This is a genomic window from Mycobacterium sp. NGS41 (assembly GCF_059812725.1).
In genome coordinates this window covers 24,853-40,944 of record NZ_JCALDF010000031.1, presented here as the reverse complement: position 1 = coordinate 40,944, position 16,092 = coordinate 24,853, and the positions used below count along the sequence as shown (strand labels likewise).

General features: G+C 66.1%; 15 protein-coding genes. 6 read left to right on the top strand and 9 right to left on the bottom strand.

Annotated elements, in window-relative coordinates:
• Positions 1 to 137: 137 nt before the first annotated feature.
• Together AC5Y21_RS21725 and AC5Y21_RS21720 are read left to right on the top strand one after the other, a co-directional pair.
• Entirely contained in the window at positions 138 to 506 is a 369-nt protein-coding gene (locus tag AC5Y21_RS21725) for an OB-fold nucleic acid binding domain-containing protein (protein WP_499915322.1), read from the top strand.
• Between the two features lie 68 nt (positions 507 to 574).
• A complete protein-coding gene (locus AC5Y21_RS21720) occupies positions 575 to 1,228 on the top strand; it encodes a DUF3159 domain-containing protein (protein ID WP_499915365.1) in 654 nt (217 codons plus the stop codon).
• Between the two features lie 16 nt (positions 1,229 to 1,244).
• Here AC5Y21_RS21720 and AC5Y21_RS21715 read toward each other — a convergent pair whose 3' ends face one another.
• The 4 genes from AC5Y21_RS21715 to AC5Y21_RS21700 all read right to left on the bottom strand — a co-directional run bounded on the left by AC5Y21_RS21715 (position 1,245) and on the right by AC5Y21_RS21700 (position 5,491).
• Entirely contained in the window at positions 1,245 to 2,717 is a 1,473-nt protein-coding gene (locus AC5Y21_RS21715; RefSeq protein WP_499915320.1) for a PPE family protein, read from the bottom strand.
• 159 nt (positions 2,718 to 2,876) lie between these two features.
• Positions 2,877 to 4,040, bottom strand: a complete 1,164-nt coding sequence (locus AC5Y21_RS21710) for a cupin domain-containing protein (protein WP_499915318.1) — start codon at positions 4,038 to 4,040, stop codon at positions 2,877 to 2,879.
• A 64-nt stretch (positions 4,041 to 4,104) separates the two neighbouring features.
• Positions 4,105 to 4,782, bottom strand: coding sequence for a potassium channel family protein (locus AC5Y21_RS21705; RefSeq protein WP_499915316.1), 678 nt, complete (start codon positions 4,780 to 4,782; stop codon positions 4,105 to 4,107).
• 25 nt (positions 4,783 to 4,807) lie between these two features.
• The gene (locus tag AC5Y21_RS21700; protein ID WP_499915314.1) at positions 4,808 to 5,491 is read right to left on the bottom strand and encodes a potassium channel family protein; all 684 of its coding nucleotides are present in this window, start codon (positions 5,489 to 5,491) and stop codon (positions 4,808 to 4,810) included.
• A gap of 135 nt (positions 5,492 to 5,626) precedes the next feature.
• On the opposite strand from AC5Y21_RS21700, the gene AC5Y21_RS21695 reads away from it, so the two are divergent.
• Together AC5Y21_RS21695 and AC5Y21_RS21690 are read left to right on the top strand one after the other, a co-directional pair.
• A complete protein-coding gene (locus AC5Y21_RS21695; RefSeq protein WP_499915312.1) occupies positions 5,627 to 7,624 on the top strand; it encodes an APC family permease in 1,998 nt (665 codons plus the stop codon).
• A gap of 30 nt (positions 7,625 to 7,654) precedes the next feature.
• A complete protein-coding gene (locus AC5Y21_RS21690; protein WP_499915310.1) occupies positions 7,655 to 8,893 on the top strand; it encodes a class I SAM-dependent RNA methyltransferase in 1,239 nt (412 codons plus the stop codon).
• A gap of 6 nt (positions 8,894 to 8,899) precedes the next feature.
• Here the strand turns inward: AC5Y21_RS21690 and AC5Y21_RS21685 are convergent, their stop codons facing one another.
• The 3 genes from AC5Y21_RS21685 to AC5Y21_RS21675 are packed head-to-tail and all read right to left on the bottom strand — an operon-like array spanning position 8,900 to position 11,353.
• Positions 8,900 to 10,249, bottom strand: a complete 1,350-nt coding sequence (locus AC5Y21_RS21685) for a sensor histidine kinase (protein ID WP_499915308.1) — start codon at positions 10,247 to 10,249, stop codon at positions 8,900 to 8,902.
• Positions 10,231 to 10,641, bottom strand: coding sequence for a response regulator (locus AC5Y21_RS21680; protein ID WP_499915363.1), 411 nt, complete (start codon positions 10,639 to 10,641; stop codon positions 10,231 to 10,233). The genes AC5Y21_RS21685 and AC5Y21_RS21680 overlap by 19 nt, the downstream gene beginning before the upstream one ends.
• Positions 10,642 to 10,684: 43 nt before the next feature.
• On the bottom strand, positions 10,685 to 11,353 hold the full coding sequence (locus AC5Y21_RS21675; RefSeq protein ID WP_499915306.1) for a response regulator: 669 nt from the start codon (positions 11,351 to 11,353) through the stop codon (positions 10,685 to 10,687).
• 637 nt (positions 11,354 to 11,990) lie between these two features.
• Here AC5Y21_RS21675 and AC5Y21_RS21670 point away from each other — a divergent pair.
• Positions 11,991 to 12,284, top strand: coding sequence for a hypothetical protein (locus AC5Y21_RS21670; RefSeq protein WP_499915304.1), 294 nt, complete (start codon positions 11,991 to 11,993; stop codon positions 12,282 to 12,284).
• 61 nt (positions 12,285 to 12,345) lie between these two features.
• Here AC5Y21_RS21670 and AC5Y21_RS21665 read toward each other — a convergent pair whose 3' ends face one another.
• Positions 12,346 to 13,635, bottom strand: a complete 1,290-nt coding sequence (locus tag AC5Y21_RS21665; RefSeq protein WP_499915302.1) for an ArsB/NhaD family transporter — start codon at positions 13,633 to 13,635, stop codon at positions 12,346 to 12,348.
• Between the two features lie 21 nt (positions 13,636 to 13,656).
• Positions 13,657 to 14,100 carry a CBS domain-containing protein gene (locus AC5Y21_RS21660; protein ID WP_499915300.1) on the bottom strand — a complete coding sequence of 148 codons (444 nt, stop codon included), beginning with the start codon at positions 14,098 to 14,100 and terminating at the stop codon, positions 13,657 to 13,659.
• A gap of 68 nt (positions 14,101 to 14,168) precedes the next feature.
• On the opposite strand from AC5Y21_RS21660, the gene dxs reads away from it, so the two are divergent.
• Complete coding sequence (gene dxs / locus AC5Y21_RS21655; RefSeq protein WP_499915297.1) at positions 14,169 to 16,085, top strand: 1-deoxy-D-xylulose-5-phosphate synthase; 1,917 nt, start codon at positions 14,169 to 14,171, stop codon at positions 16,083 to 16,085.
• The last annotated feature ends 7 nt before the right edge of the window (positions 16,086 to 16,092 follow it).

Here is a 16,092-nt window from a genome sequence, read left to right as displayed (position 1 = left end):
GTGCCCGGGCGTCGGCGGGTGCTCCAAGCTGGCCGGTTTAGGCAAGTGGCGTTGGGGAACCAACAGGTCTACGGTTGCCGTTGGCATAGATATATTGCGGTATGTTGCGCCATAGCTGAGCGCTGTCAGGAGTGGTCATGGGGGCCCAAGGTTTTCTGCGCCGGCTCTCCCGTCGGTTGACGGAAGACCCGGAGGAACGTGACTGCGAGGAGTTGTCCGACGAGGTGATCAACACCGGCGCGCAGCGCGTGATCGATTGCCATCGCGGCCAGGAAGTGACGATGGTGGGCACCTTGCGCAGTGTGGAAACCACCGGCAAGGGCGGCTCCGGCGGGGTGCGCGCGGAATTGTTCGACGGTAGCGACACCGTCACGCTCGTCTGGTTGGGTCAGCGCCGGATCCCCGGCATCGACTCGGGCCGCACGCTGCGAGTGCGCGGCCGGCTGGGCAAGCTGGAGAACGGGTCGAAGGCCATCTACAACCCGCATTACGAGATTCAGCGGTGACCGTCCCGAGTGATTCGGGAGATTCACCGGGGTCTTCCGGGACGGAAAAGCCCGCCCATCCCGATCGCCTGCTCGCGCAGCTGGGCGGGGTGACCGGCCTGATCTACTCGACCGTGCCGGTGGTGACCTTCGTGGCGGCTTCCAGCGTCGCCGGCCTGCTGCCCGCGATCGGGTTCGCACTTGGCACGGCCGCCCTGATCTTGGTGTGGCGGCTGATTCGGCGGGAATCCACGCAACCGGCGCTTTCCGGGTTCTTCGGGGTCGCCATCTGCGCGCTGATCGCCTACGTCATGGGGGAGTCGAAAGGCTACTTCCTGCTGGGCATCTGGATGGCATTGTTCTGGGCGGTGCTTTTCGCGGTGTCGATCGCGATCCGCAAGCCGGTGGTCGGCTACCTGTGGAGCTGGGCCACCGGGCGTGACCGCAGTTGGCGCGACGTGTCCCGGGCGGTATATGCGTTCGACGTCGCCACCCTGTGCTGGACTCTGGTCTTCGCCGCCCGATTCGTCGTGCAGGGACTGCTGTACCACGCCGACAAGACCGGCTGGCTCGGCGTTGCGCGGATCGCGATGGGCTGGCCGCTGACCGCGGTGGCCGCGCTGGGCACCTACGTGGCGCTCAAGGCCGCTCGTCGTGCCATGGCCACTACTGAGGAGGCGGCTGAGCACGCTCCTGCCACCGCCGGCAGCGCGCACGTCGACAGCGACGCCAACCGCGACTAGGGGGCGGACCGGGTCCTCATCGGTCGGGTTCGGTGTCGACTCCGTCGGGGCGCAGTTCCCAGCTACTGGGGAGCATCGGCACCGTCGGTCCATCCGACGACTCAGCGCCCAGCGTGGTAAGCCCCGCCGCTTGTACTGCCCGGTGACCGGTTCCGGCGAATCCCTGGGTTCCCGCGCCCTGATCCGAGGCCGCGACCGCGGCGGGTGTGTCGCCGCCCGCTGAAGCGTCTGCGTCCGGCTCCAGCTCCAAGTACTCGTAGCGGCGTCCGAGGTCGATCAGCCCGGATCCTCGGCGCCGGTCCCAGCGCGTCGGTTCCCGCGCGGCTTGCGCCGCCGGCGCCACGGCAATATCGGGCTGCGGCGCCTTGTTCGTGGCGCCGGCGCCGATCGCCATCGCCGACCCGGCCCCGATGCCGGGAGGACCGACCACGTAGGGGTAGCCAAAGCCCTCCCCGCCGCTGGGCGGCGGCACCGACGGCGTTGCCGCGCTGGCTGCCGGGGCCGCACTGGGGGTCGGCGTGGGTGCTGGAACCGTGGCGGCGGTGGTGGGTGCTGTCATCGAGGGGGCTACCCCGACGACCGGGCCGATGTTGGCGGGGGCCGGCGCGGGAACCGGCTGGGGAAGCTCCGGCGCCGACATGGGCGCGGATTGAGACAGGACAGCCAGCCCGCCCACTCCAGCGAAGCCCGCGATCGGCCACGCGGGTGCGAGCAGGCCGTGTGAGATCCCGGTCAACTGCGGGATTTGCGGCGCGAAGGTGAGGTACACCTCACCCATCCAGTGCGGAAGTTCGGTGGTGAGCACCGGATCGGTCGCCAGGGCTTGCATCGGATCTGGTGAGGCCAAATCCTGCTTGACCGCCTGGTCAATCCAGTCCATTCGTTGTTTCCACCAAATCGGCTGTTTGGGGCCTGGACCCGAGTCTTGGTTTCCAGAGTTGGTGTTTTCGGATTTCTGGATTTGCGGCGCGGGGGTGGTGGGCGGTGCTGCCGCCACCGCAGTGGTGGACACCGCTTGATAGGTCGTCATCGTGCCGGCCGCCTGTACCCACATCCGCATGTAGTCGGCCTCGTTGAGCGCGATCGGAATCGTGTTGATGCCAAAGAAATTCGTCGCCACCAACACCGCGTGGGTGGCATGATTGGCGGCCAACTCGGCCAGGGTCGGCATGGTCGCCAGCGCGACGGTGTAGGCGGTAGTCGCGGTTTCAAGCAGGGTGGCCATCGCGGTGCTGTCGGCGCTGCTCTGCATCAGCCACGCCAGGTACGGCACGTGTGCGGCCACGTAAGACTCCGCGCTGGGACCTTGCCACGCGCCGGCCTGTACCGAGGCCAGTATCGAGCTGAGTTCCGCAGCCGCCGAAGCGTATTCGGTGCTCAACGAGTTCCACAGCCCGGCCGCCGCGAGCAGTGGTCCTGGCCCCGGTCCGCTGGAGAGCGCGGCCGAATGTACCTCTGGCGGTGCAGCCATCCAGATCGGCGCCGTCATTATCGGCCGCCCACCATAAGATGCACCCTGAGGGCCACATTGTTAGCATTCTCCTTTGCAGCAATTTCTGGCTGAAAGTTTCCGCAATGTCAACGTAAAGCTGCCTGGGAATCCGCATATGCGGAACAGGCGCCAAATAGCGAAAAGTACCGCGACGAATCAGAGACGGACCAGAAAGCCCGTCACGATCAACGTCCTGGCTAGCTCCGTCTGCTGGGCGGCGGTTAGCCCGGGTAGATCGCTAACCTGAAATGGCTCAGCGCTTTTCGAGACGAACCGCATCGCCGCTTCGTGGTCCGGGCCGAAGCGCAGCAACAATTGCGCGAATTGCAGGGCAACACCGTCAGCAACCGCCGACACCCGCGAATAGAGCGGTTGGTACCTCACCACTCGGGTATACCCGTCGATTCCGACGGCGTTCGAAATTTGTCCGACTGGTGGGCAGCGGCCGCGCCCGGCCAGAACTTCTTCCATGCCGCCGAGGCCGCCGTCAATCAGGCTCGCGTCCGCCATGACGTCACGCACCAGATCACCCAGGCTCGCGCGTACACCGGCGTCGTCCAGATGTCGCGGTGGCAGGCGGGCGTGGACGCGGTCGTCCCGCAAGCTCAACGAATGCAGCGCATGCATCATCAGCGTGAGCACGGTGGGTGCGTGAAGTCCGACGGTCAGGTGGATGGACGGCTCCGAGCATGTTTCGGCCGCATGAACATGGCCGCGCGGAAGGTACAACACATCGCCGGCTTCCAGGCTCAGGTCGATCGACAATGGGAAGCCCTCGGCGACGCCTCCCTCATTGCGTTGAATCTCGTGCGGCGCTACCGGGGTGGCGTCGGACAAATGCCAGATCTTGGATCCCTGGACCTGCAGAACCAACACGTCGTGCGGGTCGTAGTGGGGGATGAAGCCGGTTGATTCGGGCGGGGTGATGTAGCCGTTGACCCGGGTCGGAAAGTTCAGCTCGACCTCGATGGAGTGGGACAGCGTGGCAAGCGTGCGCACGTAGCTCTCGAGCCCGTTCAGGACGATCGTATAGCCGTCGGACAGGGCGTTGCGGACGACGGCAAGGTCCAAACTTCCATCGGCAAGCCGGTAGGTGTCCGCCGCCATGCTCTCGCCGTCCTTCACCAATCGCACCCCCGATGGCTCCGGCCGAACATGTTGCAGGAGTTCATCAACCGGCGACGGCCCGGGCAGGAGGCGGTCGAAGTAGCCCGCACGGCACCGCTTCACGTGGTAGTGAGTCTTCCCCCATATTTCGGCGAGAAAGGTCTCCACCGTTAGGGGCTCGAGCAACCAGGCCAGCGAAGAGTCGACGGTCATCCCTCCCGAAGGTCGCAAAGTGGTTGGCAGGTCGGCGGATCGGCCAGACCGGCCGACCAGATGATTATTCGACGGGCGGCGGGGCGGCCGGCAGGAACAGCTTGCCCAGCTCCTCTTCGACCTCGGTGACCGCGACGAAGATCAACTCGTCCCCGCCTTCCAGCGGCTCGTCAGCCTCCGGCACGATGACCCGCGGGCCGCGCAGGATCGTCACCAGCGCAGCGTCTCGCGGCAGCTGCAGTTTGCGCACCGGCTTGCCGCCCCAGGGGGTGTCGTCGGGCAGGGTGATCTCGACCAGGTTGGCCTGGCCCTTGCGGAACTCGATCAGCCGCACCAGGTCGCCGACGGCGACGGCCTCCTCGATCAACGACGCCAGCATCCGCGGGGTCGACACCGCCACGTCCACCCCCCACGCGTCGGTGAACAGCCATTCGTTGCGGGGGTCGTTGACCCGGGCCACCACCCGAGGTACCGCGAATTCGGTCTTGGCCAGCAGGCTGAGCACCACATTGACCTTGTCGTCGCCGGTGGCGGCTACCACCACGTCGAACTCCTCGAGGTGCACCGACTCCAGCAGGCTCAGCTCGCAGGCGTCGCCCAGTCGCCAGTGCGCGGCCGGGATGGCGTCGACGTCGACGTGGTCGGGATTGCGCTCGATCAGGGTGATGTCGTGGCCGTTCTCCACGAGTTCGCGGGTGACCGAGCGGCCGACCGCACCCGCACCCGCGACAGCTACCTTCATTTGCGGCGCTCCTCAGTCGTGCGCGTCATCGGCCCGGCCCCGAGTCCAGGTCTTCGCTCGGCGGCAAGGCCGCGATGGCCACCGCCTCGGCGGCGCGGCCGGAGATCGCGGCGACATAGACCTGATCGCCGGCTTGGAGGACCGTCTTCGGCTCCGGCAAGATACCGGTTCCGAACCGAATCATAAACGCCACCCGCGCGCCGGTGGCCTGTTCCAGCTCGGTGGCGCGGTGTCCCACCCAGTCCTCGTGCAAGACGACCTCGGTGACGGTGACGGTCCCGGTCGGATCGCGCCACTTGGCGGTCTCGGTCTCCCGGGTCAGCGCGTTGAGCAGCCGATCGGTGGTCCAGGGCACCGTGGCGATGGTGGGGATGCCCAGACGCTCGTAGACCTCGGCGCGCTTGGCGTCGTAGATCCGCGCGACGACGCGCTGCACACCGAAGGTCTCCCGGGCCAGCCGTGCCGAGATGATGTTGGAGTTGTCGCCGGACGAGACCGCGGCGAAGGCGTCGGTTTCCTCGATGCCCGCCCTGATCAGTACATCCCGGTCGAACCCCTGGCCCAGCACCCGCTCGCCGGCGAACTCCGGGCTGAGCCGGTTGAAAGATGCGCTGTCGCGGTCGATCACGGCGACATCGTGACCGATTCGGGACAGCCCGTCGGCGACCGAAGACCCCACCCGGCCGCACCCCATCACAATCACCCGCACCTTGCGGCCCTCCCGGCTGAGTCCTGCACGTCCTCGTCCAATCGGTACGCCACGTTGGCCAGCCGATTTCGGTAGGGACGATTCTCGCCTAGGGAACGCTACCGCCAAACCCGGGTGGGCTTACCCTTGGCTCTCGTGTCCAAACTTTCCACCGCCGCGCGCCGGCTGCTGATCGGCCGGCCGTTTCGCAGCGACCGGCTGAGTCACACGCTGCTGCCCAAGCGGATCGCCTTGCCGGTCTTCGCCTCGGACGCGCTGTCGTCGGTGGCATACGCACCCGAAGAGGTCTTCCTGATGCTCTCGGTGGGCGGATTGGCGGCCTACTCGCTGTCGCCCTGGATCGGCCTGGCGGTGGCCGCGGTCATGCTGGTCGTGGTGGCCAGCTACCGGCAGAACGTGCATGCCTACCCGTCCGGCGGCGGCGACTACGAGGTGGTCACCACCAACCTCGGCGATACCGCGGGCCTCGTCGTGGCCAGCGCCTTGATGGTGGATTACGTTCTCACCGTTGCTGTTTCGACGGCTTCGGCCATGTCGAACATCGGCTCCGCGGTGCCGGTCGTGGCGCAGAACAAGGTGTGGTTCTGCGTGACGGCGATCCTGCTGGTGACCGCGATGAACCTGCGCGGGGTGCGCGAGTCCGGGGTGGCGTTCGCCATCCCGACCTACGCCTTCATCGTCGGCGTAGCCGGCATGATCGGCTGGGGCTTGATCCGCATCTTCGTGTTGGGAAATCCGTTGCGGGCCGAATCCGCCGGCTTCCAGATGCATTCCGAGCACGGAAAGCTCATGGGTTTCGCGCTGGCTTTCCTGATGGCCCGGGCGTTCTCGTCGGGCTGTGCGGCGCTGACCGGTGTCGAGGCGATCAGCAACGGGGTGCCGGCGTTTGAGAAGCCCAAGTCACGCAACGCCGCGACGACATTGCTGATGCTGGGCGCGATCGCGGTGAGCCTGCTGATGGGCATCATCGTGTTGGCCAAGAAGATCGGGGTTCAGCTCGTCGACGACCCCGCGACCCAGCTCTCCGGCACTCCGCCGAACTACTACCAGAAGACCCTGGTCACCCAGCTCGCGGAGACGGTTTTCGGCAGCTTTCACATTGGGTTCCTGCTGATCGCCGCGGTGACCGCGCTCATCTTGGTGCTGGCGGCCAACACGGCTTTCAACGGCTTTCCGGTACTGGGCTCGGTGCTGGCGCAGCACAGCTACCTGCCCCGCCAACTGCACACCCGCGGCGACCGATTGGCCTTCTCCAACGGGATCGTGTTCCTGTCCGGGGCGGCCCTGTTGGCGATCGTCGCGTTCCGGGCGGAGCTCAGCGCGCTGATCCAGCTGTACATCGTCGGCGTCTTCATCTCGTTCACGCTGAGCCAGATCGGCATGGTCCGGCACTGGACCCGGTTGCTGCGCACCGAGACCGAACCGGCGGCGCGGCGCAAGATGATGCGCTCCCGGGTGGTCAACACCATTGGTCTGGTGTCCACCGGCACGGTTCTGTTGGTCGTGCTGGCCACCAAGTTCGAGAAGGGCGCGTGGATCGCCATCGTCGCGATGAGTTTGCTCTTCCTGATGATGAAGATGATCCGCCGGCACTACGACGGCGTCAGCCGGGAACTGGAGCAGCAAGCCGACGGACACGACGACGAGGTCGTGCTGCCCAGCCGCAATCACGCCCTGGTGCTGGTGTCGAAGCTGCATCTGCCCACCCTGCGTGCCCTGGCCTACGCGCGAGCGACCCGTCCCGATGTGCTGGAGGCGGTCACCGTCAGCGTCGACGACGCGGAAACCCGTGAGCTGGTACACAAATGGCAGGACAGCGATATCAGCGTGCCGCTCAAGGTCATCGCCTCGCCCTATCGCGAAATCACCCGTCCGATACTCGATTACGTCAAACGCGTCAGCAAGGAGTCACCGCGCACGGTGGTGACGGTGTTCATCCCGGAGTACGTGGTGGGCCGCTGGTGGGAACAGCTGCTGCACAACCAAAGTGCGTTGCGGCTCAAAGGCCGCCTGCTGTTCATGCCCGGGGTGATGGTGACTTCGGTGCCGTGGCAGTTGACGTCGTCGGAGCGGATCAAAACCTTGCAGCCGCACGTTGCTCCGGGAGACGCCCGCCGGGGAATTTTCGATTGACCTGCGCCGGCGACGATGCAGAGCGAAGCGATGAGGAGGAGCGGCGCCATCGACCCCGAATCCGCTTGCGGAGAACTGACTTTGGTCGTAGGCGCACCGGCCAACGGCGGCAGCTGTGTGGCGCACCACGAAGGCCGGGTCGTGTTCGTCCGCTATGCGCTGCCCGGCGAACGGGTGCGGGTACGGGTCACTTCGGACCGCGGATCGTATTGGCACGCAGAGGTTATCGAGGTGATCGATCCGTCGGCCGACCGGACGGAGTCGCTGTGCCCGATCGCCGGAGTCGACGGCGCCGGCTGTTGCGACCTGGCATTCGCGAGCCCGGCTGCGGTGCGGCAGCTCAAGGCGCAAGTGGTGGCCAATCAGTTGCAACGGCTGGGCGGATTCGAATGGCATGGTCTCGATGCGGGGGCCCAACCGCTGTCTGATTTCGGCCCGACCGGCTGGCGAACCCGGGTCAGGCTCGATGTGGGGCCGGACGGTCGCCCCGGCTTTCACCGCTACCACAGCGACGAATTGGTGACCGACCTACGCTGCGCCCAGTTACCGGACGGAATGCTCGACGGGCTGGACGTGCCCGACTGGCCGCCCGGCGCCCAGTTGCACGTGGCCCTCGACGACGACGGTGAGCGCCACGTGGTGCGCACCCTGCGCAACGGCAAGAAGACCGCTACCAAGGTGATCGAAGGCGGCTATGAGGCCGCGCAGCGGGTGGGTCGGCGCAGCTGGCAGGTGCCGGTGACAGCCTTCTGGCAGGCGCATCGGGCCGCCGCGGACGTCTATAGCGGGCTCATCGTCGACTGGGCGCAGCCCGCCGCCGGCATGACCGCGTGGGACCTCTACGGCGGCGCGGGTGTTTTCGCCGCGGCGCTGGGCGAAGCGGTGGGGGAGTCGGGGCGGGTGCTGAGCGTGGACACCTCACGCGCGGCGACGCGGGCCGCCCGCGCCGCACTGGCTGACCTGCCGCAGGTGCAGGTCGTCACCGGTTCGGTGCGCCGTGCCCTGGCAGGCCAACCGGCGAGCGCTGACGTGGCGGTGCTGGATCCGCCGCGATCTGGCGCGGGGCGCGAGGTCGTCGACCTGCTGGCCTCGGCCGGGGTGCCGCGGGTGGTGCACATCGGCTGTGAGGCGGCGTCTTTCGCGCGCGATATCGGCCTGTATCGCGGTCACGGCTACGTCGTCGAGAAGCTGAAGGTGTTCGACGCGTTCCCGCTGACGCATCACGTGGAATGCGTAGCGCTGTTGACCTCCGCGCCGGGACCGCACTAGGCCGGGTCAGGTTAGGGCGAGGTCCGCCGCTTCCGAGTCGCCGGATTGCGCAGTGGTGGGTATGACGGCCGTGATGCGGGTGCCCCTTCCGGGCGCGGTGTCGATAGTGAGCTCTCCGCCGATGGCGGACACGCGGTCGGTCATATTTGTCAGCCCGGCGCCGATGGTAGCGGGGTCGAACCCTTGCCCGGTGTCGCTGATCGCGAGGGTCAGTGTGCGGTCGTCGGCGTGGGCCGTGATCGTGACCGCGGTGTCGGCGCCGCCGTGTTTGGTGGCATTCTGCAGTGCTTCGCTGCAGCAGAAATAGAGGGCGGCCTCGGTCGAAGCGTCATAGCGTCCGATGCCCTGCAGATTCAGTTCCACCGGGATCGGGGCATGGGCCGCGACCGCCGGCAAGGCCGCGGCCAGACCGCCGCTGACCAGTAGCGGGGGATAAATCCCGTGGGCGAGTCGGCGGATCTCGGCGATCGCTGTCTCAACCATTCCGGACGCCTCGGTGAGCATCGGTTGATATTTGTCGGGTCTGGCCGTGCGGGCGAGTTGGATCAGCACCGCCAGGGCAACGAGGTGTTGTTGGGCGCCGTCGTGCAAGTCTCGTTCCAGCCGGCGTCGTTCTTCGTCGGCGGCGGTGATCAGCCGGCCGCGGGAGGCCTCGAGTTGGGCGGCGCGCTCGGCGAGCAAGTTCTCCGAGACCCGTAGCGCCGCCGCGTTGTTCCACACGATCACCAGGATGTGAAAGGCATTGACCGGTAGTGCTGCGACGACGAATGCAGTCTCGATCCAGTGCGGCGCCAGCTCGGAGGCGTGGGAAACATTCTGAAAGCGTGCTGCCGTACCCAGCGCCAGGACACAGCCGGCGGTGATCAGGCCGAAAACCAGCCCTCGCCGCAATTGGATGTAGGGCTCCGCGAAAATGACGGGCACCAGAGCCGCGAGCACCATCACCGGCAATAGGGCCGGCGAGACGAAGGTAATGAACAACACGGCCGCCCAGTTACCGATGCACGCCAGCGTGATCGATTGCTGGTGTTTGCCGCGTCGCGCCAGGTGTAGCGCGACCCCCAGCACGACCGACTGCGTTGTGCAGATCGCCACGAGCGCCAGCAGCCAGGGGAATCGCCGCACGTACTGGTACTCCCACAGCGGCAGTAACACGCCCGCACCGAAGTACATGGCCAGATAACCACCGAGGAACAGCTGAAAGCGTTCCGCCATGAAGCGATGTATGAGGTCGTGGCCCAACAACGACGACGAAGACCGGATCGCGGCCAGCAAGAGAACCTTCGGCACCTGCCAATAGGGCACCGACGCGGCCGGGGTAGCCGGGACCGTGGGCCTCAGTGGGGTGCTTGCCATAGCCGGGTCAGCAGATCGGGACTCAGGTGTTCTTTGTGCAGGTAGGCCGTCGCGCCACAGTCGGTGGCGCCGGGGGGAAGGTCTTCGAGGTCGTAGGTCGACATCAGCAAAACCATCAACTCCGGGTGTGCGGCGCGGATGCGGCGCGCGGCTTCGATGCCACCCATTCCCGGCATGTGAATATCCATCAACACGATTCCAGCATCGCGGTCCCGAAGCAGTTCGATCGCGGATTCACCGGTCTCGCATTCCCCGGCCATGACGAAATCGTCGGTGGCAGCCACGGCGGCGGCAGTGGCGAGCCGGAAACTGGCCTGGTCATCGACGACCCAGACTGGCACCCGCTCGTCCCCCACCAGCGCATTATGCGAAGCGTGTTCGGCCCAGACCATGGTGTACACACCACACTTCGTGACGCAGTCGACGACCATCGTGCTACGTCGAGACGTCGTCGAGGAACATCAGGACAGCCTTGACCCGCCGATCAACCGAGTCGTCGACGGTCAGGCCCAGCTTGGCAAAGATGGAATTGATGTGCTTTTCCACCGCACGCTGAGACAACACCAGCCGTTGCGCCACCGTGCGATTGCTGAGTCCGGTTGCCAATTCGGCGAGCACTTCGCGTTCCCTGGGGGTTAATCGGCTGAGGGTCGCCGCGGAGCGCGGCTGGGCCAGCAGTGCCTCCACCACCAGCGGATCGAGCACCGTGCCACCGGCCGCGACTTGGTGCAACGCCTCGCTGAGCTGGTCGAAATGTGAAATGCGTTCCTTCAACAGATACCCGCGGGCCGCCGTACCGCCGTCCAGCAGCCCCGCTGCGTAGCTTGGATCCGCGTATTGCGATAACACGATCACCCCGGTGTCTGGATGCGCCGTCCGCATCCACCGCGCCAGTCGAATGCCCTCATCGGTCGACGTCGGTGGCATCCGCACGTCGGTGACCAGCATCGTCGGGTGATGCTTTTCGATCAGTTCGACCGTGGAGTCGTAATCCTCGGCAACGCCAACGACGGTCACATCGGGGTCGGTCGACAACGCCCGGGAAACGCTGTCCCGTACCAACAGTGAATCCTCGGCAATGAGGACCGAAATTGGACCACTCACTTTTGCTGCTGTCCTTCTCCCTGTCGCTCATGATCATTCACTCACGATTTGCTGCGAAGCCGTCAGGGTTGACCTTTGAAATTATCAACATTTCCTCCGGCCCACCGCCAGTCGACCAACTGGGCGGTGACGCCAGCCGATTCGGAGGGCATTGGCCTCGGCGACGGTGACCAATCGCTCGTCGCAGGCCTGCCAGCCGATATCTACCCACCGCCTGCGACCCGATGGGTCGGTTCTCAGCACCATGGTGGATTTAACGATCGTTTCTCTTCTGCGCGATGGTCGTATCGCCACCGGCGACACCCTCACCATCAGGTCGCGGAAAGTGTGCATTGCAGGTCGTCCTCGCGATCTAGCACTCGGTTTTGTGGCTGCGGTAGCTGCACAACGATCGTCGGCGCGCGCCGAGGTCCAGGCCAGCCTGCCGACACCACGATCGCTGTGGTGTGCGCACGGTGGTGTCTGCACCAATTTCGGGACGCGGTCCGCCGGCCGCTGATGTGCACACCAGGGGGTGCACATCACTGCCGAATGTGGTGTGTGCTCTCTGGCCCAGCAACGCGCGATCCGACGAGACTTCATGCGTATCAGAGCATGTCAGCAAGTCTGGCAAGCCGACACGATAAGGAGGCGCGAAATGCCCCAATCACCAACGACATCCGAAGTAACAGCCGATGTCATCAAAGTCAGTGAACCAATCTCGGTGCCGGACAACTCGTCCAACGCGACCGTTCTCATCACCGAGCAAGAGGTCGTGTTCAGCACCGCGGTGGCGCTGTCGCCGCAGCCGGCATCGAAATGTCGCAGGTTGGTCGACGCGATCCGGGCTGCTGGCGCCGCATTGCGCCTGCCCCCGCCCAAACCGCACCTGCCGCCGACCAGCAGGTACCTCGAGGACGCCCGCACGGCCCGCGAAATGGACCGGCTGTGACTGGTTGTATGGACGAGTCCAGCAGCAGCACAACGGGTTCAGGTGATGAGCGTCTGCGTCGTCAGCCCCATACGAAATAGCGCAGCCACAGGTAAATCGCGGCCAGCGCAATGGAGATCGCCGTGACAATGGCGCCCTTGCGGGTGAATTCCCAAAAGGAGATGGGGCTTTCGGCGCGGCGGGCGATTCCCAGGATGACCACGTTGGCGCTGGCGCCGACGGCGGTGAGGTTGCCACCGAGGTCGGTCCCGAGAACCAGCGCCCACCACAGCACCTGTGGGTGCGCGGTGCCGACCATAGAGGGCACCAACTGGGCGACGATCGGCGCCATGGTCGCCGCATACGGAACGTTGTTGATGACGCCGCTGAGCACGAAGGACACCGTCAGGATCAACATCGTCGTCAACAGGGCATGGCCGCCGGTGGCTTCGGTGGCCAATCGCGCCAGCTGATTGACGACGCCGGTCTTCACCAGAGCGCCCACCATGATGAACAGCCCGCTGAAGAACAGCAGCGTGTCCCATTCGACCTCGGACAGGTAATCGGAGTGCTCCAGCCCGGAGATCACCACGAGGATGCCGGCGCCCAGCAATGCCACGACGGATGGCTCCATGCGCAGCGACGAGTGAGCGACGAATCCGATCAGAACCGCCACCAGGACAGCGCCGGATTTGAAGAGCAGCCGCGGATCGCTGATGGCTTCGCGTTCTTCCAGCGACATCACGTCGGCGACCCGCTCAGGCTCGACGTGGAAAGCGCCGGGAAAAAGACGCGGCAACAGCACGATGAAGACGCCGAGGATGATGATCACCACCGGCGTCACGTGGATCAGGAAGTCGTTGAAGCTCAGACCGGCCCGGCTGGCGATGATGATGCTGGGCGGGTCGCCGATCAACGTCGCCGTGCCGCCGATGTTCGACGCGAACACCTCGGCCAGCAGAAACGGCGCCGGACCGATCGCCAGCCGGTCGCAGACCAGCAGCGTGACCGGGGCCACCAGCAGCACCGTGGTGACGTTGTCCAGCAACGCCGACGCGACGGCGGTGACCAGGACCAGCAGGATCATGATGCGCAGCGGCGAGCCCCTGGCGCGTTTGGCCGCCCAGATCGCGATGTACTCGAACACACCGGTCTTGCGCAGCACGCTGACGATGATCATCATGCCCAGCAGCAAAAAGATGACGTCCCAGTCGATTCCGGTGTCGTGGGAGTAGAAGACGTCGTCGGATCTGATCACCGGCAGGGCGACCACGATGGCGGCGCCGGTGAGCGCCACCAGCGTCTTGTTGACACGGTCGCCGGCGATCAACGCATAGGCGATCACGAAGACCGCGATCGCTATGTAGTTCATTGAGTTCAGTGTTTTCGTTGTTCAGTGTTTCAGCGCCGCTGCCAACAATTGCGATGCCGTGATGACGCCGAGCAGCCTGTCGTCCTTGACCACCGCGATGAGCGGGCTGCGCAGCTGGGCCATGATCGCGGCCACCTCGATGATGGTGTCGTCGGCGTGCGCGGACGGCAGTTTGACCAGCTTTTCGGGTAGCACGTCGCGGACCTTTTTGGAGCCCAGCTTGTCCGCGGCGCGGTCGGCCATGGATTCGTTGAGCACCCCGGCCAGCGAGGGATCGTCTTGCACATATCGGGGCACCAGGAACCGGACCACCTGAGAAGCCGGCAGTACCGCGAACGGTTTGCCCGAGCTGTCGGTCACCACGATTCCGGGCAGGCGGTGCTCGGCCAGGAGCCGGGCGGCGTCCAGCGCATCGGAGTCGACGGTCACCACCGGGAAGTCTTCGGCGAGTTCCGCGGCGCGCATACCGAGACAATACGTCGCGGGCGCGCTTTGCATATTCGGCATCCGCCGACGCTGCGTAGACTAGCGGGATGCTGGAACAGATCCGCGGACCCGCTGATCTGCAGCCCCTTTCCCAGCGGCAGTTGCGTGATCTGGCATCGGAGATTCGTGAATTCCTGATCCACAAGGTCGCCGCAACCGGTGGGCACCTGGGGCCGAACCTCGGTGTCGTCGAGCTGACGCTGGCGCTGCACCGGGTGTTCGACTCACCGCACGACCCGATCGTCTTCGACACGGGCCATCAGGCTTACGTGCACAAGATGCTGACCGGCCGCTGCCAGGACTTCGAGAGCCTGCGCAAAAAGGGCGGGCTGTCGGGGTATCCGTCCCGCGCCGAGAGCGACCACGACTGGGTGGAGTCCAGCCACGCCAGTGCGGCGTTGTCGTATGCCGACGGCCTGGCCAAGGCGTTCGAGCTGACCGGACACCGCAACCGGCACGTGGTCGCGGTGGTCGGCGACGGCGCGCTCACCGGCGGTATGTGCTGGGAGGCGCTCAACAACATCGCCGCGTCGCGCCGCCCGGTCATCATCGTCGTCAACGACAACGGCCGCAGCTACGCGCCCACGATCGGCGGCGTCGCCGACCACCTGGCCACGCTGCGGCTGCAGCCGGCCTACGAGCAGGCGCTGGAGAAGGGCCGCGACGCGGTCCGGGCGGTGCCACTCGTCGGCGAGGCCGTCTACCACTTGCTGCACAGCGTCAAAGCGGGGATCAAGGACTCGCTGTCGCCGCAATTGCTGTTCACCGATCTGGGGCTGAAGTACGTCGGCCCGGTGGACGGCCACGACGAACACGCGGTGGAGGTGGCTCTGCGCAGGGCCCGCGGCTTCGGCCGTCCGGTGATTGTGCACGTCGTCACCCGCAAGGGGATGGGGTACCCGCCGGCCGAGGACGACGAGGCCGAACAAATGCACTCCTGCGGCGTGATCGACCCGGCCACCGGCCTGGCCACCAAGGTCCCCGGCCCGAGCTGGACGGCGACGTTCTCCGAGGCGCTGATCGCCTACGGCAAGAAGCGCCGCGACGTCGTGGCCATCACCGCGGCCATGCCGGGCCCCACCGGGCTAACCGCGTTCGGGAGAAGGTTTCCGGACCGGTTGTTCGACGTCGGTATCGCCGAGCAGCATGCGATGACGTCGGCGGCCGGGCTGGCGATGGGCGGGCTCCACCCCGTGGTCGCGATCTACTCGACGTTCCTCAACCGGGCCTTCGACCAGATCATGATGGACGTGGCGTTGCACAAACTGCCCGTCACCATCGTGCTGGACCGGGCCGGCGTCACCGGTAACGACGGCCCCAGCCACAACGGCATGTGGGACCTGTCGATGCTGGGCATCGTGCCCGGTATGCGGGTAGCCGCACCACGCGACGCCACCCGGCTGCGCGAGGAACTCGGGGAAGCGCTGGACGTCAACGACGGTCCGACGACATTGCGGTTCCCCAAAGGCGACGTGGGCGAAGACATTCCGGCTATCGAACGGCGCTCGGGCGCGGATGTGCTGGCGGTGCCGGCCGGTGGCTTGAACCACGACGTGCTGCTGGTCGCGGTGGGTGCCTTCGCGCCGATGGCGCTGGCGGTGGCCAAACGGCTGCACAACCAGGGAATCGGCGTGACGGTGATCGACCCGCGCTGGGTCTTGCCGGTGTCCGACGCTGTTGCCGAACTGGCGGCGGAGCACAAACTGCTGGTCACCCTGGAGGACAACGGGGTCAATGGCGGCGTGGGTGCGGCGGTGTCTGCGGCCCTGCGACGCGTTGACATCGATGTGCCCTGTCGCGACGTCGGGCTGCCGCAGGAGTTCTTCGACCACGCGTCGCGACCGGAGGTGCTGTCCGATCTCGGGCTGACCGACCAGGACGTGGCCCGCCGGATCACCGGTTGGGTCGCCGCACTCGGCGCTCCGCTCGCGTCTGAAACCGAGGTCCGCGAACCTTTCGACTAGGGTCGGC